The 24,049-nt window shown below is 59.0% G+C and carries 23 protein-coding genes; 14 read left to right on the forward strand and 9 right to left on the reverse strand.

Going from position 1 to position 24,049, the window contains the following annotated elements; all coding sequences use genetic code 11:
• Window positions 1-2: 2 nt before the first annotated feature.
• The gene (locus OHL21_RS18415; protein WP_263418755.1) at window positions 3-524 is read left to right on the forward strand and encodes a type IV pilin protein; all 522 of its coding nucleotides are present in this window, start codon (window positions 3-5) and stop codon (window positions 522-524) included.
• 59 nt (window positions 525-583) lie between these two features.
• Here the strand turns inward: OHL21_RS18415 and OHL21_RS18420 are convergent, their stop codons facing one another.
• Genes OHL21_RS18420 through OHL21_RS18430 form a run of 3 tightly spaced genes read right to left on the reverse strand, consistent with a single transcriptional unit; the run spans window position 584 to window position 1,917 of the window.
• Window positions 584-1,069, reverse strand: a complete 486-nt coding sequence (locus tag OHL21_RS18420; protein ID WP_263418756.1) for an SRPBCC domain-containing protein — start codon at window positions 1,067-1,069, stop codon at window positions 584-586.
• Window positions 1,069-1,560 (reverse strand): SRPBCC domain-containing protein, encoded by a 492-nt coding sequence (locus OHL21_RS18425; protein ID WP_263418757.1) that lies wholly within the window; start codon window positions 1,558-1,560, stop codon window positions 1,069-1,071. The genes OHL21_RS18420 and OHL21_RS18425 overlap by 1 nt, the downstream gene beginning before the upstream one ends.
• Window positions 1,561-1,563: 3 nt before the next feature.
• On the reverse strand, window positions 1,564-1,917 hold the full coding sequence (locus OHL21_RS18430) for an ArsR/SmtB family transcription factor (RefSeq protein WP_263418758.1): 354 nt from the start codon (window positions 1,915-1,917) through the stop codon (window positions 1,564-1,566).
• A gap of 76 nt (window positions 1,918-1,993) precedes the next feature.
• Between OHL21_RS18430 and lolA the strand changes: the two genes are divergently transcribed.
• The 4 genes from lolA (at window position 1,994) to OHL21_RS18450 (ending at window position 6,032) form a co-directional block, all read left to right on the forward strand.
• Complete coding sequence (gene lolA / locus OHL21_RS18435) at window positions 1,994-2,629, forward strand: outer membrane lipoprotein chaperone LolA (RefSeq protein ID WP_263418759.1); 636 nt, start codon at window positions 1,994-1,996, stop codon at window positions 2,627-2,629.
• 250 nt (window positions 2,630-2,879) lie between these two features.
• The gene (locus OHL21_RS18440; protein ID WP_263418760.1) at window positions 2,880-3,737 is read left to right on the forward strand and encodes an EF-hand domain-containing protein; all 858 of its coding nucleotides are present in this window, start codon (window positions 2,880-2,882) and stop codon (window positions 3,735-3,737) included.
• Between the two features lie 173 nt (window positions 3,738-3,910).
• Complete coding sequence (locus tag OHL21_RS18445; protein ID WP_263418761.1) at window positions 3,911-5,389, forward strand: DUF2271 domain-containing protein; 1,479 nt, start codon at window positions 3,911-3,913, stop codon at window positions 5,387-5,389.
• Between the two features lie 4 nt (window positions 5,390-5,393).
• Window positions 5,394-6,032, forward strand: coding sequence for a PepSY-associated TM helix domain-containing protein (locus OHL21_RS18450; RefSeq protein WP_263418762.1), 639 nt, complete (start codon window positions 5,394-5,396; stop codon window positions 6,030-6,032).
• On the opposite strand, the gene OHL21_RS18455 is transcribed toward OHL21_RS18450, so the two are convergent.
• The 3 genes from OHL21_RS18455 to OHL21_RS18465 all read right to left on the reverse strand — a co-directional run bounded on the left by OHL21_RS18455 (window position 5,916) and on the right by OHL21_RS18465 (window position 10,737).
• Window positions 5,916-7,103 (reverse strand): hypothetical protein, encoded by a 1,188-nt coding sequence (locus OHL21_RS18455; RefSeq protein WP_263418763.1) that lies wholly within the window; start codon window positions 7,101-7,103, stop codon window positions 5,916-5,918. The two genes, OHL21_RS18450 and OHL21_RS18455, sit on opposite strands and share 117 nt — an antisense overlap.
• A gap of 67 nt (window positions 7,104-7,170) precedes the next feature.
• Window positions 7,171-8,397, reverse strand: a complete 1,227-nt coding sequence (locus OHL21_RS18460) for an FG-GAP repeat domain-containing protein (RefSeq protein ID WP_263418764.1) — start codon at window positions 8,395-8,397, stop codon at window positions 7,171-7,173.
• 45 nt (window positions 8,398-8,442) lie between these two features.
• Window positions 8,443-10,737 (reverse strand): GH92 family glycosyl hydrolase, encoded by a 2,295-nt coding sequence (locus OHL21_RS18465; protein ID WP_263418765.1) that lies wholly within the window; start codon window positions 10,735-10,737, stop codon window positions 8,443-8,445.
• An 83-nt stretch (window positions 10,738-10,820) separates the two neighbouring features.
• Here OHL21_RS18465 and OHL21_RS18470 point away from each other — a divergent pair, with 83 nt between their 5' ends.
• From OHL21_RS18470 to OHL21_RS18505, 8 genes are all read left to right on the forward strand, one after another.
• Window positions 10,821-11,903, forward strand: coding sequence for a hypothetical protein (locus OHL21_RS18470; protein WP_263418766.1), 1,083 nt, complete (start codon window positions 10,821-10,823; stop codon window positions 11,901-11,903).
• Between the two features lie 14 nt (window positions 11,904-11,917).
• Window positions 11,918-13,300 carry a signal recognition particle protein gene (ffh, locus tag OHL21_RS18475; protein WP_263418767.1) on the forward strand — a complete coding sequence of 461 codons (1,383 nt, stop codon included), beginning with the start codon at window positions 11,918-11,920 and terminating at the stop codon, window positions 13,298-13,300.
• Window positions 13,301-13,631: 331 nt separating this feature from the next.
• Entirely contained in the window at window positions 13,632-14,525 is an 894-nt protein-coding gene (locus OHL21_RS18480) for a universal stress protein (RefSeq protein WP_263418768.1), read from the forward strand.
• A gap of 27 nt (window positions 14,526-14,552) precedes the next feature.
• Window positions 14,553-15,170, forward strand: a complete 618-nt coding sequence (locus OHL21_RS18485) for a hypothetical protein (protein WP_263418769.1) — start codon at window positions 14,553-14,555, stop codon at window positions 15,168-15,170.
• 62 nt (window positions 15,171-15,232) lie between these two features.
• Complete coding sequence (locus OHL21_RS18490; protein WP_263418770.1) at window positions 15,233-16,162, forward strand: dienelactone hydrolase family protein; 930 nt, start codon at window positions 15,233-15,235, stop codon at window positions 16,160-16,162.
• 2 nt (window positions 16,163-16,164) lie between these two features.
• Complete coding sequence (locus OHL21_RS18495; RefSeq protein ID WP_263418771.1) at window positions 16,165-16,851, forward strand: peroxiredoxin-like family protein; 687 nt, start codon at window positions 16,165-16,167, stop codon at window positions 16,849-16,851.
• 279 nt (window positions 16,852-17,130) lie between these two features.
• The gene (gene pgi / locus OHL21_RS18500; RefSeq protein ID WP_263418772.1) at window positions 17,131-18,741 is read left to right on the forward strand and encodes a glucose-6-phosphate isomerase; all 1,611 of its coding nucleotides are present in this window, start codon (window positions 17,131-17,133) and stop codon (window positions 18,739-18,741) included.
• 76 nt (window positions 18,742-18,817) lie between these two features.
• Window positions 18,818-19,285, forward strand: coding sequence for a GNAT family N-acetyltransferase (locus tag OHL21_RS18505; RefSeq protein ID WP_263418773.1), 468 nt, complete (start codon window positions 18,818-18,820; stop codon window positions 19,283-19,285).
• A gap of 151 nt (window positions 19,286-19,436) precedes the next feature.
• Here the strand turns inward: OHL21_RS18505 and pcaD are convergent, their stop codons facing one another.
• Complete coding sequence (gene pcaD, locus OHL21_RS18510) at window positions 19,437-20,216, reverse strand: 3-oxoadipate enol-lactonase (protein WP_263418774.1); 780 nt, start codon at window positions 20,214-20,216, stop codon at window positions 19,437-19,439.
• Between the two features lie 75 nt (window positions 20,217-20,291).
• Between pcaD and OHL21_RS18515 the strand changes: the two genes are divergently transcribed.
• Window positions 20,292-21,146 carry an IclR family transcriptional regulator domain-containing protein gene (locus OHL21_RS18515; RefSeq protein ID WP_263418775.1) on the forward strand — a complete coding sequence of 285 codons (855 nt, stop codon included), beginning with the start codon at window positions 20,292-20,294 and terminating at the stop codon, window positions 21,144-21,146.
• A gap of 64 nt (window positions 21,147-21,210) precedes the next feature.
• On the opposite strand, the gene OHL21_RS18520 is transcribed toward OHL21_RS18515, so the two are convergent.
• Together OHL21_RS18520 and OHL21_RS18525 are read right to left on the reverse strand one after the other, a co-directional pair.
• Window positions 21,211-22,497 carry a S9 family peptidase gene (locus OHL21_RS18520; RefSeq protein ID WP_263418776.1) on the reverse strand — a complete coding sequence of 429 codons (1,287 nt, stop codon included), beginning with the start codon at window positions 22,495-22,497 and terminating at the stop codon, window positions 21,211-21,213.
• Between the two features lie 71 nt (window positions 22,498-22,568).
• Window positions 22,569-24,035, reverse strand: a complete 1,467-nt coding sequence (locus tag OHL21_RS18525) for an NCS1 family nucleobase:cation symporter-1 (protein ID WP_263418777.1) — start codon at window positions 24,033-24,035, stop codon at window positions 22,569-22,571.
• Window positions 24,036-24,049: the final 14 nt, after the last annotated feature.

A 24,049-nucleotide genomic window follows, 5' to 3' on the forward strand; every position in this document is an offset into this window, starting at 1 on the left:
TCATGAACATCAAGTCTCTTTCGCAACGTTACGAGCGCTCCAAGGAACGTGGTTTCTCCCTGGTCGAGCTCCTGATCGTGATGTCCGTCATCCTGATCCTGATGACCTTGGCCATTCCGCAGCTCACCAAGATTCGCCGTAAGGCCAATGAAACTTCGGCCATTCAGTCGGTGCGTGCCATCGCACAGGCACAGCAGATGTATGCATCGAACTACCCGGCGAACGGGTTTGCCTGCTCCCTTTCCGCTCTTGGCGGTGAAGACTCCTCTGGTGCGGCGAGCCCGACCTCGGCCCATCTGTTGCCACCCGATCTGGCCAGCGGTGTAAAAGCGGGCTACACGTTCGCCATCACCAACTGCACCAAGGTGACCGTCAACAACACAGACCAGTACACCTCGTACGAGATCACGGCAGTTCCGCAGCAGGTCGGTAAGACCGGCGACCGCGGCTTCTGCTCTGACGAGTCGCAGCAGGTGAAGTATGACGCGGCCGGGGGCACCGCCTGCACCGCTCCCGTCCAGTAGCAGTAGCTGTATAGAACAAGAAAGCCCGCCGGGAAGGCGGGCTTTTCTTCGTTGGCGGCTTAGCGAGACTCCAGCACCTCATCCATCCGCGCATAGCTGGTCTCCATGCCGTCGGTCATGCCGCTCTGCAGGCTTCCATTGCGAATCTCCCGGGTCGGGTACACGATCTCGGCACGCATCAGGGTCTCGTCGCCCTGATCTTCAAGGATGTAGGTCAGCTTCTCTTCCGGCCCGATAAAGCCAAGATCGAAACGCTGGTTTGCAGAGAATCCCTTGGGAGCATCGATCGCTATGAAGACCCCGCTTAGCTGCAACTCCTTGCCATCGGCGCTCTTCCAGTAGAAGCGGATTCGGCCTCCAACTCGCAGGTCTACTTCGCACGTCGGCATCGTCCAGCCCTCAGGCCCCAGCAGCCAGCGTTGCAGCAGCTCCGGCTTGGTCAGTGCATCAAAGACCATGCTGCGCGGCGCCGCGAAGGTGCGGGTTACGACGATGCCTGTCTCGCCCAGAATATCGACTGTGGACTTCCCTTTGGTGATTACCATTACTTCCCCTCCATCTCGTTAAGGAGCGCCTCAAGGCGCTCGTAACCCATTTCCATCCCACTGGTCATCGGGCTCTGCATCACCCGCTCCAGAATCTCCTCGGACTCATACGTGATCGTCAGCTTCATGACGGTCTGTGCGCCCTGCTCCAGGAACTCGGTCTCGACGGTCGATTGTTTTCCATCCCAGGCATCGTCGAACTGCTGGGTGACGCGAATGCGATGCGGCAGGTCGATCTCCAGATATTCACCACCGAGTCCCATACGCATGCTGCTCTCAGCGTGAGACCACTCCCAGCGATACCGTCCTCCGACACGGAGATCCATCTCGCAGACTGGCATCTCCCATCCTGGAGGCCCAAGAAGCCAACGGCGAACGTACTCAGGTTGCGTATTCGCCTTAACCACCAAATCCCGTGGAGCGTTGAAGGAGCGTGCGATGATCAGTTGTTTCGCTCCGACCCGTTCCTGTGTGAGCTTTCCAAATTGCATTCCCTATTTCTCCTTCCCTCTCTTTGCCTCGTCCGCTTTCATCTCTTCCAGAAGTCCGTCCAGACGCTGAAAGCTCGGCTCCCAGAAACGCCGGAAGCCTTCGAGCCATGCATTCGCTTCCGCCATAGGCCCTCCTTCAATGCGGCTCAGGCGCCGCTGTGCATCACGGCCGCGCGAGATAAGTCCGGCCTGCTCCAGCACCTTCAGGTGCCGCGAAATGGCCGGCTGACTCATCGCGAACGGCTCGCAGAGCTCGTTGACCGATGCCTCGCCCTGGGCAAGCCGGGCAAGAATCGCCCGCCGCGTAGGGTCAGCAAGTGCCTGAAACGTGATGTCGAGATGGTCTATCGATTTCATAGCCGCTTCCATAGCTTTTTATTTATATAACCTATTCATTATATGTAAAGCGAAATTTTCACGCATCATAGGAACTATGGTTCGTCGCTTCGCAAGTCTTGTTCTTCTCTTCGCCGTTCCAGCCTTCTCTCAGACGCTGCATGACGTCGCGAAACGCGTGAATGAGCACTACAACCGGCTCGGCTCGCTGGAGGCGAAGTACACCGAGCGATATACCGGTATGGGAATGAACCGGACCGAGAGCGGCACCCTGCTCCTGAGGAAACCGGGCAAGATGCGCTGGAGCTACGCCGCTCCTGAGGGCAAGCTCTTCGTCCTGGATGGAAAAAATGCCTATTTCTACACCCCGGGCGACGCCCAAGCGCAGAAGATTCCGGCCAAGCAACTGGACGACATGCGCAGCCCTCTACGCTTTCTGCTGGGCCACACCAATCTTGAAAAAGAGCTCGACCACCTCAGCATGACCACCTCCGGCGACCGAGCCATCTTCACTGGCGTACCGAAGGGTATGGAGGATCGGGTGAAGCAGTTCACCGTTACAGTCATGGAGGCAACCGGCGCCATCGTCGGCCTGAAGATCGAAGAGCAGGATGGCTCCATTACCGAGTTCAGCTTCAGTTCCTTGAAAGAGAACGTCCCTACCAAGGACTCCGACTTTGTCTTCTCGCCGCCTGCCGGAGTCGAGGTCGTCTCCGGGCTTCCGCCCGTCTAGAGCAATTCTCCTTATACCGTAGTGTTGGAGATCTGCGAATGCCGTTTTCTTCGGAGGAAAACGGTGCATACTGCCGAAACTTCACCCCAGCGAAAAAGTTCGCTGAGGACTCCGAAACTCCGCTCTACACCTTTAGGAGAGCTGCTCTCGCGCGAAACCACTCAGGAAAATACCCGTCTCTTGAACTGCGACCTTATTTGTCCTATAAAAATAGGACTGAATATGTCCTAAATAGAAGGTGGTTTTTCGTATGCGTCGTGCTCTGCCCCTCTCTCTTTTTGTCCTTCCTTTTGCTGTCCTGGCGCAGGGTCCTGGGGGACCGGTTGGCCCTGGTGGCGGTCCCGGCGGGCCTCCGCCCCGCATCGTCTTGCAGGCGCTGGATACCGACCATGATGGCCAGCTCTCTCTCGCAGAGATCGCCGCAGCTTCGGCCGGTCTGCTCTCGCTGGATGTGAATCACGATGGCCAGCTCACTTCTCTGGAGTATCTGCCGAATCAGGCTGACCCCAAGGCGAACAATGCCGACGAGATGGCTCAGCGCCTGATGGTCTTCGATAAAAACCGTGACGGAGTTCTGACCAAAGACGAAGTTCCGGAGCGCATGGCTGGGATCTTCACGCGCGCGGACAAGAACGGCGATGGAAAGATCACCGACGACGAGTTGAAATCTACTGCCGCAAAGACCGCCGGGCCGAACGGACGCGTTGAGCGAGGAGCCAATATCACCCGTATGGATCCGATCCTTTCGGCGCTCGATGCCGACCATGACGGCATCATCTCCGCAGCAGAGATCGCCGCTGCCCCTGCCGCGCTGAAGACTTTAGACAAAGATGGCGACGGAACTCTCTCCGCAGCGGAGATTCGTATGCGCCAGCAGACACCGGCGGATCGCGCCGCGCACTTCTTCGAAGAGTGGGATACGAACAAGGACGGCAAGGTCACCATCGAAGAGGCTCCCGAGCGTATGGGACCGCAGTTCAATCAGATCGACACCAACCATGACGGGGGGATCGATCTGCAGGAAGCAACTACCTACTTCGCCAATATGCCACAGCAGCAACGTGGACCTCGTCCGGAAGGACAACGGTCTGACGTCCCTCGCAACTAGAGCGTTTTCCCTGTTGCTGGTTATTCCGGAAAGGTGTGCAGCGGCGTTTTCATTGCGGAAAACGCCCATAGATGCGGAAGCCCTACCTACACCTACAGGGAAAACGCTCCAACTTGGCTGCCGACCGCGTACGGAAGTCCAACTGGTTCGTATAACGAAGAAAGAGGTTCTGCATGTCCTTTCACAAGAACACGGCACTATTGCTCTGCCTTACCGCTTCTGCCCTGGCACAGAATCCGGCTGCCCACGTCTTTCACTACGACAACATTCTTGGCACATCGATGGAGCTGAAGCTGCTTACTGCCTCCGCCGGGGAGACGAACCGCGCGGAAAAGGCTGTGCTAAGCGAGATTGAGCGCGAGAACAAAATTCTCTCCGCCTGGCAAGCGAACTCTGAATTCTCACGCTGGATGAAGACCCACAACACTCCAATAAAGGTCTCTCCAGAGCTGCTAGAAGTGCTTGCTCTGTTCGATGAGTACCGCCAGCAGACCGGCGGAGCTCTCGATCCCAGCGCCGAGACTGCCACCCGTGTCTGGAAGCTGGCCGCCGTGGAGAACCGCGTCCCCACACAAACGGAACTCAAGAAAGCTGTTGAGAAGATGCAGCAGCCGCACTGGGTTTTGGATAAAAAGCACGGCACCGCAACCCATCTGGACGATGCTCCCGTCGCGTTGAACTCGTTCGCGAAAAGCTACATCGCCGGCCATGCGGCCGATAAGGCTCTGGCAGCTGGCGCCAGCGGAATTCTGCTCAACATCGGTGGTGACATCGTCGTTCGCGGCGATCTGACGGAACGTGTTGCCGTCACCGATCCGAAGGCCGCTGCCGACAATGACGAACCCATTGACGTGGTCCGCGTAACCAACCGCACCATTGCCACCTCTGGCGACTACCGCCGAGGCTTCGACATCGGCGGGCAGCACTACTCGCACCTAATTGATCCGCGCACCGGCGAGACGGCAGAGAACGTCATCTCGTCGACCGTCATCGCCAAGGACCCGGCAATGGCCGGCGCACTGGCAACAGCGTTCAGCGTGATGCAGCCCGAGGAGTCGAAGAAGCTCGCCGCGAAGCTTGTCGGTGTCGATTACCTGCTGGTGCTGCGCGACGGATCAACGATCGCATCCGCCGGTTGGCAGAACCGTGAGATTCCTCGCCTGGTCACTACCGGTTTCGCACCAGCGACCAAAACCGCCGGCCTGGATGTAATGATCAATTTCGAAATCGCGCGCATCGATAGCCCACGATACCGCCGTCCCTATGTTGCGGTATGGGTGGAAGACCAGGATCGCTTCCCTGTCCGCACCCTGGCCCTGTGGTTTGCCAAGCCGCGCTGGCTGAGTGAGCTGAAGCAGTGGTACCGCGACGATCAGATGCGCAATATGGCCGAAGGTACCGACCTGACCGCCACACTGAGCTCTGCAACCCGCGTCCCTGGAACCTACACGCTGCGTTGGGATGGAAAGGACAACAAGGGCAAGCAGGTAAAGCCGGGCAAGTACACCATCCTGATTGAAGCAGCGCGTGAGCACGGTGGCTACGATCTGCTGCGACAGGAGATCAACTTCGACGAAAAGACTCCGGCCAGGTTCTCGCTCAAGGGCAAGGCCGAGGTTGGCACAGCAACCGTCGACTACGGGAAACACTAGATCCATGGCAACGATGGTCACTCCACCCAAGCGGCCGATCACGATGGCCGTGCGTCTACGAAGGCGCACTGCCATCATCTCGCGTTGGCTGCACATCTATCTGTCGATGGTCTCGTTCGCCATCGTTCTCTTCTTCTCCATCACCGGCATCACACTGAACCATGCTGAGGCCCTGGGAGGAAAGGAGAAGACCACGGTCACCAAAGGTGAGCTTCCGCACGAATGGCTGCGTCCTGCGAACGGCGCAGAGCCCGACAAGCTAAAGATCGCCGAGGATCTCCGCTCGCGTCACAAGCTGCATGGAGCAGTCTCCGACTTTCGGGTCGATGACAACCAACTCGAAGTTTCGTTCAAGGGACCAGGATATGCCGCCGATATCTTCATCGATCGCGACACCAACAAGTACGACCTGACTGAGACCCGCAACGGTTTCATCGCCATCGTCAATGACCTGCACAAGGGACGCGACACCGGCACAGCCTGGTCGATGTTCATCGACATCTCTGCCGCGCTGCTGACGCTGGTCTCACTGACCGGGCTGGTGCTTCTGTTCTTCGTGTATAAGCGCAGAGTCTCCGGCATGATCGTCGCCGTTGCCGGAGCCTTGATTGCCTATCTGGTCTACCTCCGCTTCGTTCCCTGACGCTTCAGGCGCAGCTGCCTGGGCCGTATAAACACTGGTCACGATAAAGCCCTCCGTCAGCGGCTGTTCACCCCGCAGGAGGGCGCGTACCCAGGCAAGAAAGCTTCTCCGCCGGGAAGCGAGTTCAGTCGCCCAGCGCACCTCTTCTTCGCTCGCCTCGCTGACCAGCACTGAACCCAGAACAACATCTTCATGCTGATCGCCGCTCAGGCGTTTCACGACTCCCGTGGCCCATGCAGCAGCTTCCTGATCGCGCGGTTCATAGTAGCCGCGATGGATCCCCTCAGCAATACAGCGGGCAAAGGTTTGTTCTGCCGCGTCGAAGCCGTTATTAAGTGTCTGTAGATCGATGAGCTTATCGCCCTGAAAGGCACGCTCCGGCGTCTTCACCAGGTCCGAGGCCATGGTGTAGTCCGTGCGCATGCACTGTCCGACGGTGGGCAGATAGAAGTCCAACCGCAGGATCCAGCGAAGCAGCCGTAACGGCTCAGCTTCAAGCGCCACGCAGTGAATCATCGTGCGGTCCCAGTGGCCATCCGGCATCAACACAGCCTCTCTGTCCTCTGGAGGCATGCGATCCCATAGATCGTGCTTCCGCAGCAGGTCGATATGGAGACGGCGCGAGAGAACCTCCATTCCCTCCGGAATGGTCTTCTCCTTGAGAAATCCTTCACTTCCGGCGCGGTCGACCATAACGGCGAGCAGCAGCATCTGTTCCGCAAAGTGTTTGCGAATGCGCTGTATCTCTTCTGCCGAAAGCAACGGCCTTTCTTCCTGCGGGGGTACGATGCTCGGCGGCGTGTCGTCTTGCTTATTACGACGATTCAGCCACCAGACCACAGGCAGGAGAAAAGGCACGATCAGAATCGCCCCCATGCCCACGAGCCATGCTACATAGAGAACACAGAAGGCCGGTACGATAAGCAGCACCAGAAACTGCCGCAACCGTTTGCGCGCACGGCGATCCTTACGGGCACGCTTCAGGTCGGCATAGGCCTGCACCCAACTGTGTTTGCCCAGCACGACCTGCCAGTAGCTCCGTTTGAAGAGCAGGGCGAAGAGCGAGTACATCGCTCTATGGTAGCGGCTGGAGCGTTTTCCCTGTTAAGGCTCTGACTACACCCACAGCGAAAATGCTCTACTTCGATGATTTTGTCAGGTTCTCCGCGAGGAAGAGGCCGGACTTTCCAGCGCTGATGATATCCAGGTCGCCGTCGCCATCAATATCAATGACCACGGTCTCAACCCCCGCTCCCATGCGGCCACCGTAGTCGACGATGTGACGAATCCACTCCACTCCGCCATTGCGTGCATTCGCCTGCATGCCAGGCAGCTTGCGCCACTCATACCAATAGATGCCTACAGGATCACGTTCACCCGGATCGTTGCCGTTATGCGCGAAGTAGCGTTTGCCGGCGACGAAATCGATCTGCCCATCGCCATTGAGGTCCACTGGAACAACCTCGTGCGCCTGGGACCAGGAAGCGTCAATGATGTGCTGTGTCCAGGTGCCATCGGCATTCTGTTCGTACCAGGCAAAGCCATAGTCGTGGGCCATGCCGGCAACGATGTCCTTGCGGCCGTCACCATTGATATCGACCAGGTGAAGCTGACTCATGGAGATTCGCCCGTTGTTGACGGGAACCACGGACGCATCCTGGCGTGTGCCCGCTGGCAGAATCGGCTTCGCACCCCAGTCATTGGCGTGGAAGGTCCACTCCGCGGAGCTATTCATATCCGCTGGCGCCTCCAGCCATCCACGCGGGGTGAGGATATCAGTGCGGCCATCGCCGTTCAGGTCGCCCGCGCCGATGCCATGACCGTAGCTCTGGTGCGAGACCGTGTGCTTGACCCACTTATGGTCTTTGAGCTCAAACCATGCGGCTGGAACGTTCTCACGGTCGAACTCAGGCAGAAGCTCCTCGGCCTTGCCATCGTTGTTGAGATCGACCAGGAAGGCAAACTCGGTGGGGCCGCTGTTATCGATCTCCGTCACCTTCCACGCACCGCCTCCTTTACCCGGGTTCTTCAGCCAGACGATATTGTGTGCGAAGTAGCTGCACTGGATTACATCTGGCCAGCCATCGCCGTCCACATCCATGATCTGATCGCTGAAATTGTCGATGTAGCCGCTGGAGTAGTCGATCTGGCGCAGCGGATGCTTCACCCAACGCGGTCCTTCGTACCAGCTCTCGCCAGCGACGATGTCGAGCTTGCCGTCCTTGTTCAGGTCCGCGACGGCGACCGTCTCGCCGTATCCGGGATCGATCATCGTTATACGAAAGGCAATATCCGCAGGACGGCTGGCAGCATGAGCTACGGCCATCATGGCCGCCATACCAAGGACGCACAACAGATTTCTCATTACGATGGAATCTCCCTGAGTTTCAGCGGAGGAATTATTCCATCCTTAGTGCAGGGTCGTCGACATGGAGTAAGGACGAGCTGATGCCGCACGACCGAACTCCTTGTTGGGCGCGCTCTGCATCGTGAAGCGAAGTTCACCACCGGCCAGTAGCTCGTCATGGCGGAGAAAGGTCCGGGGCAGCGACTGGTGATTCAAAGAAACATTGCCGACGTAGTCGCCGCTTCCCTCCTTAACAATGCGCAGCATCTTCCCATTCGGCAGGTGCAGCGTAGTCTCATCCACGAACGGACGGCCCAGGACATACTCATTACTTCCCGGAGCCACCGGATAGAAGCCCATCGACGAGAAGAGAAGCCACGCCGACATCTGTCCAAGGTCGTCATTGCCGACAAGACCATCGGGAGCGGGCCGATACTGCGACTCGATGATCTGCTTCAAGCGCTCCTGCGTCCGCCACGGCGCGCCGGCATAGGCGTAAAGATACGCCAGATGATGGCTGGGCTCATTGCCGTGGATGTACTGTCCGATCATGCCCGCGATGTCTTCAACGTCGGCATACTGCCTGGGATCAACCTTCGCGTCGAACATGGCGTCGAGCTTCTGGATCAGTTTGTCCTCGCCACCGAGCAACTGGATCAAGCCCGCCTCGTCCTGCGGCTGATACCAGGAGTACTGCCAGGCATTGCCTTCGGTAAAGCCGCTGCCATTGCCCGCCTTCGCCGGATCAAACGGCTCGCGGAAGCTTCCGTCCGCAAGCCGTGGACGGACAAAGCCACTCTTCGTATCGAAGACATTACGCCAGTACGCTGCGCGCTTGTTGAACTCCTGCTCGATGTCCTTCTTCCCCATGGCATGAGCCATCTGTGCGATGGTCCAATCATCGAAGGCGTACTCCATGGTCTCCGATGCGGACTCGTCATCGTGATCGACGGGAACATAGCCGCGATCGATGTACTCGCCTACTCCCTCGTACTGGCGATAACGAGCGCTGGCGACCATGGCGTTCAGTGCCGCCTCGGCGTCATATCCGCGAATGCCCTTTCTGTATGCATCGGCAAGGATCGGCACGGCGTGGTAGCCGATCATGCACCACGTCTCCAGCCCGGCGAACTGCCAGACGGGCAGAATGCCGTAAGGACTCTGCTGCTGCGACGCGATCAGGGAGCGCACAACGTTGTTGGTGCGCTCCTCCGGCTGCAGCAGCGTCATCAACGGCTGCTCGGCACGATAGGTATCCCACAGCGAAAAGGTCGAGACAAACTCCCAACCCTTCGCCTGATGCACCTCTTCATCCGGACCACGGTAGCGGCCATCCACGTCCATCGCGGTACTGGGAGCCATGAGCGCGTGATAGAGAGCGGTATAGAGATTCTTCTTCATCGGCTCTGTACCGGAGAACTCCACCCGGCCCAGCTCCTTCTCCCAGGCTGCGCGAGCCTGTGCGCGAACGCCATCGAAGTCGAAGCCCTTCACCTCGGCATTCAGATTGGCGATCGCGCCTTCTTCGCTGACGGTTGAGAGTGCAACTTCTACGACGAGGGGATGGGTTAGCTGTCCGAAGTCAAACGCAGCAACCAGGCCCCGGCCCTCCTTGAACGGAACATCGGTCGCATCGCGGCGCACACCGGAGAAGCCCAGGTACTCCTGCGGCACAGGCTCCACATTGCGGAAGAGATGCCCGGTTAGCGGCGCGGAGAAGCGTATGGCAAAGTACAACTGGCGCGCCGGAGCCCAGCCACGAGTCTCTCGCATGCCGGTCACCAGGCCACCTTCGCGAAGACGAACCCGGGACCACATCACCTTCCCCGCATAGTTGTAGATCGAAGAGCGCAGATCGACGACCAGGTGGGCCGACTTGTCCGAGGGGAAGGTATACCGATGCACGCCAACGCGGCTTGTCGCGGTCAGCTCCGCGCGCACCTGCGGAGTTTCGAGCGTCACCGCGTAGTAGCCGGGCTCGGCCATCTCGCTCTTATGCTGGAAGGCCGAGCGATAATCAGCGGGCTCGAGCTTCACCTCGCCCGTCTCTGGAGTAATCAGCACGTCGCCGAGGTCGGAGTGGCCTGCACCCGAGAAGTGCGTATGACTGAAGCCGAGGATCGAACTGTCTTCATAGCGATACCCCGCAGCCCACTTATAGCTCTGCTTGAAGGGCTTGATCTCGGTATCGGGACTGAGCTGCACCATGCCAAAGGGCACGACGGCGCCAGGAAAAGTGTGGCCGTCAGGGCCGGTGCCGATCATCGGATCGACGGAGCGAAAGGCCGGGGACTGAGCTCCCGCAAATCCACCAAAGCACACCACCACCACAGCCGCACAAACCAGAAGACTCTTCATCAGGCCATCCTAGAGTGTTTTCCCTGTTGCTGGCATCCCGCAAGGGCGTGCATCGGCGTTTTCATTGAGGAAGACTCCCTATAATGTGGAATCTCTGGACTACACCCACAGGAAACGCGCTAGCCATTCGCCGCGCTACTATGGGCACGATGAAATCACTGATGCTTGCCCTGGCCGCTCCCCTTCTCGCCGCGCACATGGCTTCTGGACAGTGCCCCACCGATGCCGCACCGGATGCTCCGCGCGTCACCATCACCAACGGCAAGCTGACCGCCGTTGTACATCTACCGGATGCGCAGCGCGGCTACTACCGCTCGAATCGTTTCGACTGGAGCGGAAGCATCGCCTGCGCCACGCTGAACGGCCATACCTTCTGGGGACAGTGGTTCTCACATTACGATCCTTTGGGCAACGATGCCATCACCGGTCCCGCGGAAGAGTTCCGCTCCCCCGATGGAGCGGAGCCCGGCTATAACGAGGCTGCTCCGGGAGGTCTCTTCGTGAAACTCGGCGTTGGCGTTCTGCGCCGTCTGGACGAGAAGCCCTACAGTTTCGGAGGGAAGTATCCCATCGTCGACGCCGGCACGTGGAAGAGCACCTCCAATCGCAACTCGGTTACCTCGACCCAGCTGGTGCACTCCACCATCGGCTTCGACTACCGCTACACCAAAACGGTGGAGATCGATAAGAAGGCGAACATTGTCCGGCTTCGGCATACGTTGACGAACCTGGGCAAGCGCCCGATCGACTCCGCGCTCTACAACCATGTTTTTATGCAACTGGATGGGAAAGGGCCGGGACCGGGCACAACCGTCACACTTGGATTTGCGCCGACGGTCGAAACGCCCTTCCCTGACTCGGTCTCCGTAGAGGGTAAGACAATTCGGTTCCTGGCTCCCCCACCGAATGGACGAGCCGTGGGATCCTACCTGACGGGCTACACCCCGCAGACGCCAAATACCTCTGAGATCACCGACACCTCGACCGGTCTCCGCGTCCGGCAGAAGACAGACGCCCCGATCGTGAAGTTTTATTTCTGGGGACATAGCCGGGCAACCTGCCCGGAGGCCTATATCGCCATTCACGTCGCGCCGGGCAAAACTCAGCGCTGGACGACCGAATTCTCGCTGGAGGCGCCGGCAGCGGCCTCCCCTGCTCCGCGATAAACTGAAAAGCGACTATGTTTGAGAATCTCCAGGAAAAACTGCAGCGCGCGTTTAAGAACCTTCGTGGTCAGGGGACCATCAGCGAGGAAAACATCACCGAGGCGCTGCGCGAGATCCGCCTTGCCCTGCTCGAGTCTGACGTCAACCTGAACGTCACCAAAGACCTGATCGAGCACATTCGCGAAAAGGCGATCGGCCAACAGGTAGCGACCGCCCTGTCGCCGACCGAGCAGGTCATCAAGATCATTCACGGTGAACTGGTCGAGTTGCTGGGCCGCGACACCGCCCGCTTCAAGTTCGCTTCGCAGCCGCCTTCCGTCATCCTGATGGCGGGCCTGCAGGGTTCCGGTAAAACCACCACCACGGGCAAACTGGCCCAGTGGCTGAAAAAAGGCGGCCATCGTCCGATGCTGGTCTCGGTCGACGTCTACCGTCCTGCCGCCCGCGAACAGCTCGCCGTCGTCGCCAAGTCCATCGGTACCCAGCTCTACACCGGTAATATCGGAGCTGACGAAGCCGGCACGCCGCTGGTGCTGCGCCTGGCCAAAGAAGCCAAGCGCGATGCTGCCAACTTCGGCTGCGACATTCTGCTGGTCGATACCGCCGGACGACTTGGCATCGACGAAGAGCTGATGGGCGAGATGTCGGAGCTGAAGAAGCTCCTCAATCCCTCCGAGATCCTCTTCGTCGCCGACGCCATGACCGGTCAGGATGCCGTGAACTCCGCCAAGGCCTTCCATGACCGTCTCGGCATTACCGGCGTGGTGTTGACCAAGATGGATGGCGACGCCCGCGGTGGTGCGGCATTGTCGATCCGTCAGGTTACGGGAGCTCCGGTCAAGTTCATCGGTACGGGTGAAAAGCCCGACGCCTTCGAGCCCTTCCATCCCGACCGTATCGTCAGCCGCATTATGGGCTTGGGCGATATCGCCACCCTGCTGGAGCGCGCCGAAGAGAAGCTCGACCGCGGCAAGGCTGAAGCTTTCGCCAAGAAGGCGCTGGCCGGTGACGGGTTTTCGCTGGAAGACTTCCGCGATCAGTTGCGGCAGATCAAAAAGCTCGGGTCCATGCAGTCCATCCTGAAGATGCTGCCCTCGGTGGGTCCGTTCCAGGGCCTGCAGGCGGCGGCCGGCCAGGTGGACGAGAGTCAGTTCACCCGCGTGGAGGCGATTATCAACTCCATGACGGCGAAGGAGCGGCTCAACCACGAGATCATCTCAGGCAGCCGGCGCAAGCGCATCGCCGCAGGCAGCGGCACCAGCGTGCAGGAGGTCAACAACCTGCTCCGCCAGTACGCGCAGATGCGAAAGATGTTCAAAGGCATGGGCGCCGGCGGCGGTAAGATGCAACGCCGCCTGATGAGTCAGATGGGCAACATGGGACGCTTCGGCCGCTAACGAACTCTGATACGGGTTCCATCCCCGTTGGCGCTATCAAATTCGCGGAATGACAAAAGGCTTGCTCCAGCCACACGATTGGCCAGAGTAAGCCTTTTGAGCATCAAAAAACATATATGGACGCCCATGATTCTTCGGGGCGACAATAGTGGCCGTCTCGTCGACCCGATGTAGATGGAAAGGCCGGCGAGGCTTGGCCGGAGGCACGCAACAGCGCTGACCTCGGGATCGATTCGTTCGGCAGCCGGTGTGATTGCCATCACCGACTTCGGTTCCCGAACACGCGCACTCTTACGCTGCCTGCATGCCGGCCGCGAAAGGAGTGTGTTTCATGGCGCTCAGTTTCCATTCCGCCCCGGCTGAGATTCACCTTCAGACCACCCGGCTGAAGTTCCGCCATATTCTCGTCGCAACCGATTTTTCTTCCCATGCGGATGCGGCACTGTTCGCCGCGTGTCATCTGGCTCGTACCTACCAGGCTGAGTTGGTGCTCTTTCATAACATCATCCCCCCTGTCATTACGCCCGATGCCACGCTCACCACCATCGAAGCCTCTTCGGCCGCGTGTGCCCATGCCGAAAAGCGTATGGCAGCACAAATCTCGGCACATATGGAATTGGCTACCGTGCCTCACCGCATCGCCATTCGCGAAGGCTATCTAAACGAGGAACTGGCCAAGGTGATAAAGGACGAGGCGATCGATCTTCTGGTGGTCGGCTCCCATGGTGCGCGCGGATTTGAGAAGGTGCTGCTTGGTTCCGTGGCAGAGTCGATGCTGCGCCGGTCCCCCATACCGGTCATGATCGTCGGTCCGGAGGCCAAGGTCGCCGAAACGCCGACCTGCATTCTGCTCGCCACCGATCTTGAACCAGCCGCACTGCACGCCGCGCAGTATGCGACCTCGCTTGCCGAGGAGTTTCAGGCCAAGCTGACATTGCTGCACGTCCTCCAGCAGCCCGGCTGGCCGACCAAGGAAGACCGCGAGGCGATTGAACATCGGCTCCAGCAGTTGGTACCAGCGGATGCGACCGCGTTCTGCCAGGCCGGGTATCGCGTACGGCATGGCGAACCCTCCCGGGAGATCGTCGCACAGGCACAGCAGTGCGAGGCCAACCTCATCGTCACGGGCCGCCATAACAAAGGTCCGCTCTCAAGCCGAGCCCTCTGGACAACGCTCACACGATTGATCCAGGAAGCTCCGTGCCCTGTCTTGACCGTTCGCTAGGCATTCACCCCGGAAAGGAGGGGCGCCATGCACCGCTACGAAACGTACTGGATTATCACGTTGTTCCGCGGAGTTTTGGCGATCCTTTTCGGCTGCGCCATTCTGCTGATCCCGCAGATGTCTTCCTCTGTCTTACTGCTGCCTTTTGCCATGGTGATGTCAATTCTGTTCCTGGCGGGCTATGGCGCGGCAGATAGTGCCTTGGTGTTCTTTGAAAGCTTTGCGCTCCCCAAGCGCCCCGGCCAGATCGCAAGCCGGTTGCAGGGCTCCGTCGGTATCACCATCTCGTTGCTGCTGGCAACCATTGCCTTTGAACATGCCCGTCTGCATTGGTTCTTCTATCTGGTAGCGGCACAAGCCGGAGCGGCTGCCGTGTCAGACCTCGTCACAGCTCGTCATGTGTGGCGGCACCATCGCACGATCCTGGTGTATGCCTCGGCATTCGTCTCCGGCGCCGCGTCGCTTTATTTCCTGATCAGCGCCCTCATGGAAGCACCCTTGGCAACGGATGCCTCAATGCGCATGCTTTACGGCTATCTGCTTGGTTTCGGTACCGTCAACATTGGCCTGGCGTGCATGCTGCTGCAGGAAAGACCGCACCCGCATGCCATACGGCCCGCATCGACATTGCGGCACATCCACTAGGCCGCAAGAAATTACATTCTTCCAATTGCCGATGGATTGTCAGGCACTCTACACTGCTGCGCATGCGCCGACTCCTGCTTGCCTGCTCGTTGCTGTTGCCCGTCTCTACTGCAACCCTTCACGCCCAGGACTGGGCCAAAGCCCGCCTCGAAAAGTCTCCACGTCACCGTGAGTACATCTCCTTGAAGACCTCCGGTGGGCCTGTGCAAGCCTTCGTTGTCTATCCGGAGATCAAGGACAAAGCTCCCGTCGTCGTCCTCATTCACGAGATCTTCGGGTTGAGTGACTGGATGAAGACCATGGCTGACGATCTGGCCGCCAGCGGCTACATCGTCGTCGCTCCGGACCTGCTCACCGGTAAAGGTCCGAACGGCGGCAATACCGATTCGTTTGCAAGCCGCGATGATGTCACCAAGGCTGTCTCCACGCTCTCTCCCGACGCCGTCACGGAAGACCTGAATGCAGCGGTTGCATATGCGAAGACCATTCCCGCCGGCAATGGCAAGATCGCCGTTGGCGGGTTCTGTTGGGGAGGTGGACAGACCTTCCGCTTTGCGACCAATAACCACGATATCTCCGCCGCATACGTCTTCTACGGCCCTCCACCCGCTGCGGATGATATGAAGAAAATCACGGTTCCCGTCTATGGCTTTTATGCCGGCAACGATGCGCGTATCGATGCCACCATTCCGTCGACCATCGAAGCCATGAAAGCTGCAGGTAAGACCTACGAACCGGTCACTTATGACGGTGCAGGTCATGGATTCATGCGCGCGGGCGTTGACCCGGCCGACACCAATCCGAATAACAAGAAGGCGCGTGAAGATGGATATGCGCGCCTGACGACGCTGCTGAAGTCGCTCTCGGGCGCAAGGAAATCCACGGTAGAAAGCGCGGCTAACCGTTCGCTGGTGGCCAAGGCAGCGAAGAGCAGCAAGGCCAAAAAGAATGCCGCGGCCACCATGGAATGCCACGACATGTCTACCATGTAAGAGTGGACGAACAGAGTATCCCTGCACTGCAGACCCAACTGGACGAGATCACCGCGAATACGCGGCGGCTCGTCCAGGCCGAGCGTCTGGAAATCAATGAAAATGCCATCGCTGAGCTCTTCGCGACCGGCATTGAAGACCGCATTCTTTCTGTAGGCTCCAAAGCTCCCGAGTTCTCTCTCCCCGATGCCATCAGTGGCAAGCCGATCCGTTCCGCGGACCTGCTTGCTCTGGGGCCGCTGGTCATCAACTTCTTCCGTGGACGGTGGTGTCCTTACTGCATCACCGAGCTGGAGACCTGGCGCGAGTTATACCCGTTATTGCGTGAGCGCGGCGCATTGTTCGTGGCCGTCTCTCCGCAGACCGTACGCCAGTCTGACTTCACCGTGCAGCAGCATGCCCTGCGGTTCCCGCTTCTGCGGGACGAGGGTTCAGAGCTCGCCGAAAAGTTCGGCATTGCCTATACGCCATCGCCGGCCATGCAGCAGTACTACCGCTCGATTCTCGTCAATATTCCTTTCATCAATACTGGCCAGAACGCCCTGAAGCCCGCGACGGACGCGGCGTGGCGTCTGCCCCTGCCGGCCACCTTCGTCGTCGGCCAGGACGGCACGATTCGTTTCGCCGAGGCGCATGCCGATTTCCGTGTGCGCCCTGAGCCTGCAGATGTGCTGGCAGCGCTTCCGTAAAAATCTGTATTCCGAGCTTTGCGTCGGGCGCCAAACCATCCCTGCCGGTCATCTATCCGAGAGGGCCCTGGGCTCGGAGATAGAGCATTTTCCCGTAAGTGTAGAGTAGGGCTTCCGGATCTAGGGGCGTTTTCCGCAATGAAAACGCCGCTGCACGCGCCTTCCGGAATACCCAGCAACGGGAAAATGCTCTAATGAAATTGATGGGCCGCGAGACACGTCGGCTGCGGCCAAAACACTCACCTGCTACAAGACACAGAACGGAGCAGATATTTCGTTATGAGCACTTCGACCGCATGGAGCGCGCTTGCGCAGCACTATAAGGCTATTGAAAAGACCCACCTCCGCGAGCTGTTTGCCAGTGATCCCGGCCGCGCTGAGCGCTATGCCCTTGAGGCTGCCGGGGTCTTCGTCGACTTCTCCAAGAACCGCATCACCGATGAGACCCTGAAGCTGCTGCTCTCGCTGGCCAATGAAGCCGGCTTGAAGAACAAGATCGCCGCCATGTTCTCCGGCGAAAAGATCAACATCACCGAGAACCGCTCGGTGCTGCATATCGCTCTGCGCGCTCCCAAGGGAACCCAGATCTTCTCCGACGGCAAGGATGTTGTTCCTGAGGTCCATGAGGTTCTGGACAAGATGTCCGGCTTTGCCGACCGCGTCCGTTCCGGTGAGTGGAAGGGTTTTACCGGCAAGGCGATCAAGACGGTCGTGAACGTCGGCATCGGCGGATCGGATCTTGGCCCGGTGATGGCCTATGAAGCGTTGCGTCACTACTCCAAACGTGACCTCGAGTTCCGTTTCGTCTCCAATGTCGATGGAACTGACATCGCTGAAGCGACCCACGACCTGGATCCGGAGACAACACTCTTCCTGATCGCCTCGAAGACCTTCACCACGCTGGAGACCATGACCAATGCGCACACCGCGCGTGAGTGGCTACTGAAAGGTCTGAAAGATGAAAAGGCCGTTGCCAATCACTTCGTAGCCATCTCCACCAATGCCAAGGAAGTGGCGAAGTTCGGCATCGATACGGCCAATATGTTCGGCTTCTGGGACTGGGTCGGCGGACGCTATTCGATGGACTCGGCCATCGGCCTGTCGACGATGATCGCCATCGGCCCTGACAACTTCCGCCAGATGCTCGCCGGTTTCCACGAGATGGACGAGCACTTCCGTTCCGCCCCCTTCGAGAAGAATCTGCCGGTTATCCTGGGCCTGCTGAGCGTGTGGTATACGGACTTCTTCGGCGCGCAGACCTACGCTGTGCTGCCATATGATCAGTACCTGAAGCGCTTCCCTGCTTACTTGCAGCAGCTCACCATGGAATCAAATGGTAAGCACGTTACGCTGCAGGGCGAGCATGTCGCTCACGACACCGGCGCCATCTACTGGGGCGAGCCCGGCACCAACGGCCAGCACAGCTTCTACCAGTTGATCCACCAGGGCACGCGCCTTATCCCGGCCGACTTCATCGGCTTCATGCGCTCCCTGAACGCAGTCGGCAACCACCACGACCTGCTGATGGCGAACGTCTTCGCACAGACCGAGGCTCTGGCCTTCGGCAAGACCGCCGAACAGGTCAAGGCCGAGGGCACGGCCGACTGGCTGGTGCCGCACCGCGTCTTCGAGGGCAACCGTCCCTCGAACACCATCCTCGCCGAAGAGCTTACGCCGAAGGTGCTGGGAAGTCTGGTCGCTCTGTACGAGCACATCGTCTTCACCCAAGGCGTCATCTGGAATATCGACTCCTTCGACCAGTGGGGCGTGGAGCTTGGCAAGGTGCTCGCCATGCGCATCGTTCCCGAGCTCGAAGGCACGGGCGAACTGAAACACGATAGTTCCACCAACGCGCTGATCGAGCGTTACCGCAAGGCGCGCCGCAAGTAAAGAAATCTTGTAACCGTAGAGGCCTGCTCTTCATCAGGAAGAGCAGGCCTTTTACCTTTCCAGAGAGACTTGTCGCATGGAACCGATCGAGATTCGCATTGCTGACTTTGACGATCCTCAGACACGCGATCTGCTTGCACTTCACCTGGCGGGAATGCGTGCGTCTTCACCTCCCGAGAGTGTGTACGCTCTCGACCTCTCGGGGCTGAAGAAGCCGGAGATCACGACCTGGACCGCCTGGCGTGGAGACCATCTCGCCGGTATAGGAGCACTGCGCATGCTCAATGCAGAGGCGGCGGAGATCAAGTCCATGCGGACTCGTCCTGACTTTCTGAACCAGGGTGTTGGCAAAGCAATCCTTGCCCATATTGTCGAAACAGCGAAACAGCGCGGCATCAAGCGCCTGAGTCTTGAGACAGGCAGCGGCCCCGCGTTTGATGCCGCTGTACAGCTCTACCGGAACTTCGGTTTTCAGTTTGGCGAGCCGTTTGGAGACTACGTGCCCACGGGCTTCAGTCAGTTTCTACATTTGCAGATCGCGTAGGACCGAAGCGGCCACAGCCCTCGGTATTTTTTTGCCTGGGCATGAGCGTAGCAATGTAGAGAAGCAGATTTCTCCGCTTACGCTGCGAAATGACAAACAAAAGATAGCAGCTTCACCCGAGCGATCTTCAATGATTCAATCCTTCAATCATTCAATTACCTAAAAACTCCATGACTGCCTGGTTCCATAAGGCCGACCGATTGATACAGGAGAGATGGCCCGAAGGCAGCTCAAGATACTTTGCCGAAGGAATCTGCTCTACCAGGAACTTCTGATCTACAGGGGGAGTGGTTGGATCCTCATTGCCTGCGATGCAGAGCACGGGCAGCTTGATCTGGCTCACGGCATCACGCAGATCCATCGTCGCCAGCACCTCGCAACCGGCGGCATAGCCGGCAATGCTGCTGCGGCGAACCGAATTTTCCAGCTCCCGCACTACCTCGGGATGCTCTTCCCGGAAGTCCGCTGTCAGCCAGCGCTCTGCGCTTCCCGGCAGAAACTGTTCTATACCTGCAAGCCGGGTGTCCTCCGCGCGTTTCTGCCAGAACTCAGCCGTACCGATCTTCGCCGCTGTATTCGATAGAACCAGCTTCCCAATACGGTCTGCCGCGTTTACACCCAGCCACAGGCCGACCATGCCGCCGATCGAGATTCCGCAGAAATGAGCCTTCGCAATGCCGAGACGATCCATCAGGGCGAGAACGTCTTTCCCCATGCCCGCAACCGTATTCGGTGGCTGCTGGGAGCTGGAGCGCCCAAAGCCCCGCTGTTCATAAACCACAGTCCGGAAGTTGCAGCTGAAGTACTCCGCCTGCGCATTCCACAGATACGTTCCCTGACCAAGAGAATGGCTGAAGACGACTGCAGGCGCGCCTTCAGGGCCGGCGGCCTCGTAGTAGATCGTTTCCTCGCTACCCAATTCAACCAACACCGTATCAGTTCTCCTTGATTCCGGAACGCCGTTCGTTTATCGTCACTATAGTGCGTCTATCGCACGGGATGTTGTATGCCGAACCAGACTGATTCTGCCGCCGTTGTTGCCGAAGCTCCCGCCCCTGCTCCCACCGTCCGGCAGACGCCGGCTTCTTCCCTTGATCAATTTGCTGGTGATCCTAATTTTATGACGTCGCTGGCCCGAGGCCTCGTCGTCATCCAGGCCTTCACCCAACAGACACCGCAGATGACTATCTCGCAGCTTTCAGCGAAGACCGGCCTGTCGCGCGCTGCAGTGCGCCGCTGCCTGTATACGCTGACGAAGCTCGGTTTCGCCGGCGCCGAAGACGGCCAGCGCTACTCGCTGCGGCCAAGGCTGCTGACGCTGTCACACACCTACACCACGTCGAGTTCCCTCTCCTCTGCCGCGCAGCCCATCCTGGAGCGCATGACCCAGCAGTTCCGCGAGTCGTTCTCGGTGGCCACGCTGGACGGTGACGAGATCGTTTATGTAGCCCGCTCTCAGGTCTCCCGCGTCATGGCAGTCGATCTGCATATCGGTTCGCGCCTGCCGGCCTTCTGTACCTCCATGGGCCGTGTCCTGCTGGCCTACCTGCCTCCGGAGCAGCTCGAACAGTTCCTCGCGCGTATTACCTACTATCCGTACACCAACCGCACCATCACCACCCCGGACCGTCTGCGTCTGGCGATCCGCAATATACGCCGCAACGGCTTCGCGATCTGCGACCAGGAGTATGAGATCGGCCTGCGCTCGATCGCCGTACCGGTCTTTGCACCTTCGGGTCGGGTCGTGGCCACCCTCAACCTCTCCAGCCATGCACCCCGCATGCCGCTACCGGACCTGCAGCAGCGCTACCTGCCGCACCTGCGGGCAGCCGCTAACGAACTGAGCATGTTCCTGCGCTAAAGATTCCTGCACTCAAGAAAACGGACACGGCAACCGCCGTGTCCGTTTCTTTTTTGCCCGTCTCCTACACCGAGATCTTGAAGTGCTGCTTTAAGAATTCTACGTAAATCTTCCAATCATTGGGCACCATACCGTGACCACCCTCGTGCATATAGTAGGCGAGATCGTGAAAGATGGGCTGGTTGGGTGCAGGCCACTGCGTCGTCCCCAGGGGCTGTTTGCCGAGCAAGGTGTAGACGGGACCGGCCGCTACCTCCGCCTCGAACTCACCCTTTGGGTCGGACCAGGTATCCGTGCTTCCGGTCTGCAGAAGCAGCGGCCGTGGAGCGACCAGGGCAACTAGCATGTGCGCATCTACGGGCAGCTTGCTGACGTCGGACGCGTACTTCTGATAGTTGATGGCGAACTGATATGGAAAGCGCCGGGGGCTGACCAGATCCTCGATCCTCTCCCCGTAGTCCCGGCGGCTGAGCGCCGCTCCTCCTTCGCCGCTGCAGCTCGCGATCACAGCGGCGAACCGCTGGTCATGCGCCCCCGCCCACATGGTCGTCTTGCCCAAACGTGAGACGCCATGGATCGCAACCTGTTTGGCATCCACCGCCTTGTCGGTCTCCAGGTAATCCATCACCCGGCTCATGCCCCAGGCCCAGGCACTGATCGATCCCCACTCATCCGGAGCAGGTTCAACCTGGCCGGGTTTCAAGTAGCGGGCGCGAATTCCCTGTTGCAGGCCACCGAGATAATCAGGGTCCAGATCGCCGTAGTAGAACGTCGAAACACCGATACCGGCATCCAGAAACGCCTCAACATCAATCTTCCCGAACTTACGGCCCTGGTCGGCGGGAATCTTGGTTTTCGTCTTCGCATCCCAGATCGTTCCGACCTTGACGCCGGGGTCGTCGATCATGTTCGAGGGCGCCGTAAAGCTGATGGAGAGCAGCATTGGCGATGGTCCCTTAGCCTTGGCCGGAAGATATTCCACCAGCTGGATCTGGGGCGCCGCGGGATCCTTGTCCACATGGATCATTACCTGGCGGCGGATGGCCTTGCCGTTAAAGGCAACTCCTTCCTTTTCAAAGATCTCGAAGCTTTCATCCTTCGGCCGGCCGGGCGCGCGGCCGTATTGTTGCGTCTCAAAAAGTGACACAATTTCAGGACGCCGTTTGCTGATCCAGGTCTTTGCGTCCTTTACCGGCTTGCCGTCAGCAGTCTTCAGCACGTCAGGAAGGGTGTAGGAGCCGACCTTCGATTCGTCAGTGTTGGTCGGATGATTAGGATTTACACCCTGTGCAGACGCAACCGCCACCGCCGCCAGAAGCATGGCGCTTCCAATAGATTTCGTTCGGGTCATGGATTTCTCCGGGCACCCAAGCTAAAAAAGCTGCAACTCCGCTGTCAAATGAGATTCGGCAGCCTTTATTTTCAGGCGCCCTCGCCCTCCAGGACATGGGCGCCAGGCAGTCTGTGCTCGACGAGCAGTGGCGTACTTCCCTTCGCCGTCGTTGCCCCCATCATCAGCAGGCAATAGAGCAGACCCGAAACAATGAATCCGACAAACCAGGCATAGTCATACAGCCAGCGAAGCGGTGGAACGACGATGCCTACAAGGGCGACAACAATGCCCATTATCAAAGCAATGATGGCGCGGACATTGAAGCCGTCAGAGTACTCATAGGGGCCACCACGGAGATACAGACCATCCGGATCGAGCTCCCGGCCACGCACCACGAAGTAGTCCGCGATCATGATGCCGGCGATAGGCCCCAACAGGCCGGAGTAGCCCACCAGCCAGCCATTGATATACCGCGCCGGATCGGCGGCGAGCTTCCACGGCATACACAGAATGCCCAGCACCCCGGTAATCAGGCCTCCGGTGCGGAAGCTGATCCAACGAGGGTTAAGGTTGGAGAAGTCATTCGAAGGCGAGACCACATTCGCGGCAACATTGGTATTCAGCGTCGCCAGCAGCAGTGCTACCAGCCCGATGCAGGCGACGACCGGCTGATTGAAGCGCCCAAGCAGTACGACCGGGTCCCAGAGAGCCACACCGAAGACGAGCGACGAAGCCGAGGTCACCGCAATCCCGATAAAGGAATAAAGCGTCATCGCCGGAGGCAAGCCAATCGCCTGGCCAACCATCTGGGCGCGCTGCGATTTGGCGTAGCGGGTGAAGTCCGGGATGTTAAGCGCCACCGTCGCCCAGAAGCCAACGATCGCCGTTAGAGATGGGACGAAGATCTTCCAGAAATCGACCTTGGTTTCCCCTGCATGGAAGGTCGCCGCATTCGCCAAGGTTGCAGAAAGCCCACCGGCTTTTCCTGTCATCCAGAAGAGCAGCAGCAGACCGACGATGAGCATGAAGGGGGCGGAAACAACTTGCAGCCAGCGGATAACTTCAATGCCCCGCCAGATCACGGCCATGTTGATGGCCCAGAACGCAAAGAAGCAGATCCAGACAGCAGAGGGCGCCGATGCGATGGCCGGTGCGATAACCCGCAGCATGGAGTAGATCGCCTGTCCGCCGATCCAGCACTGGATACCGAACCATCCACACGCCACCAGCGCCCGCAGCACCGCCGGAATATTCGCTCCACGCACGCCAAAAGAGGCGCGGACGTAGACCGGAAACGGAATCCCATATTTGGCCCCAGCATGAGCATTCAGGATCATGGGAACAAGGACGATGAGATTCCCGAGAAAGATCGTCCCCAGCGCCTGTTTCCAGCTCATGCCGTTGGCGATGAGACCGCTGGCGAGCATGTAGGTGGGAATGCAGACCGACATCGCCACCCAGAGTGAAACGTAGTTGTAGACGCCCCAGGATCGCTCAGTAAACGGGATTGGCGCCAAGTCTTCGTTGTACAGACTGTTGGCCTGCTGCTGCGGCATGATCACTTGTTTTC

Source organism: Terriglobus albidus, from assembly GCF_025685425.1.
Lineage (GTDB): Bacteria > Acidobacteriota > Terriglobia > Terriglobales > Acidobacteriaceae > Terriglobus > Terriglobus albidus.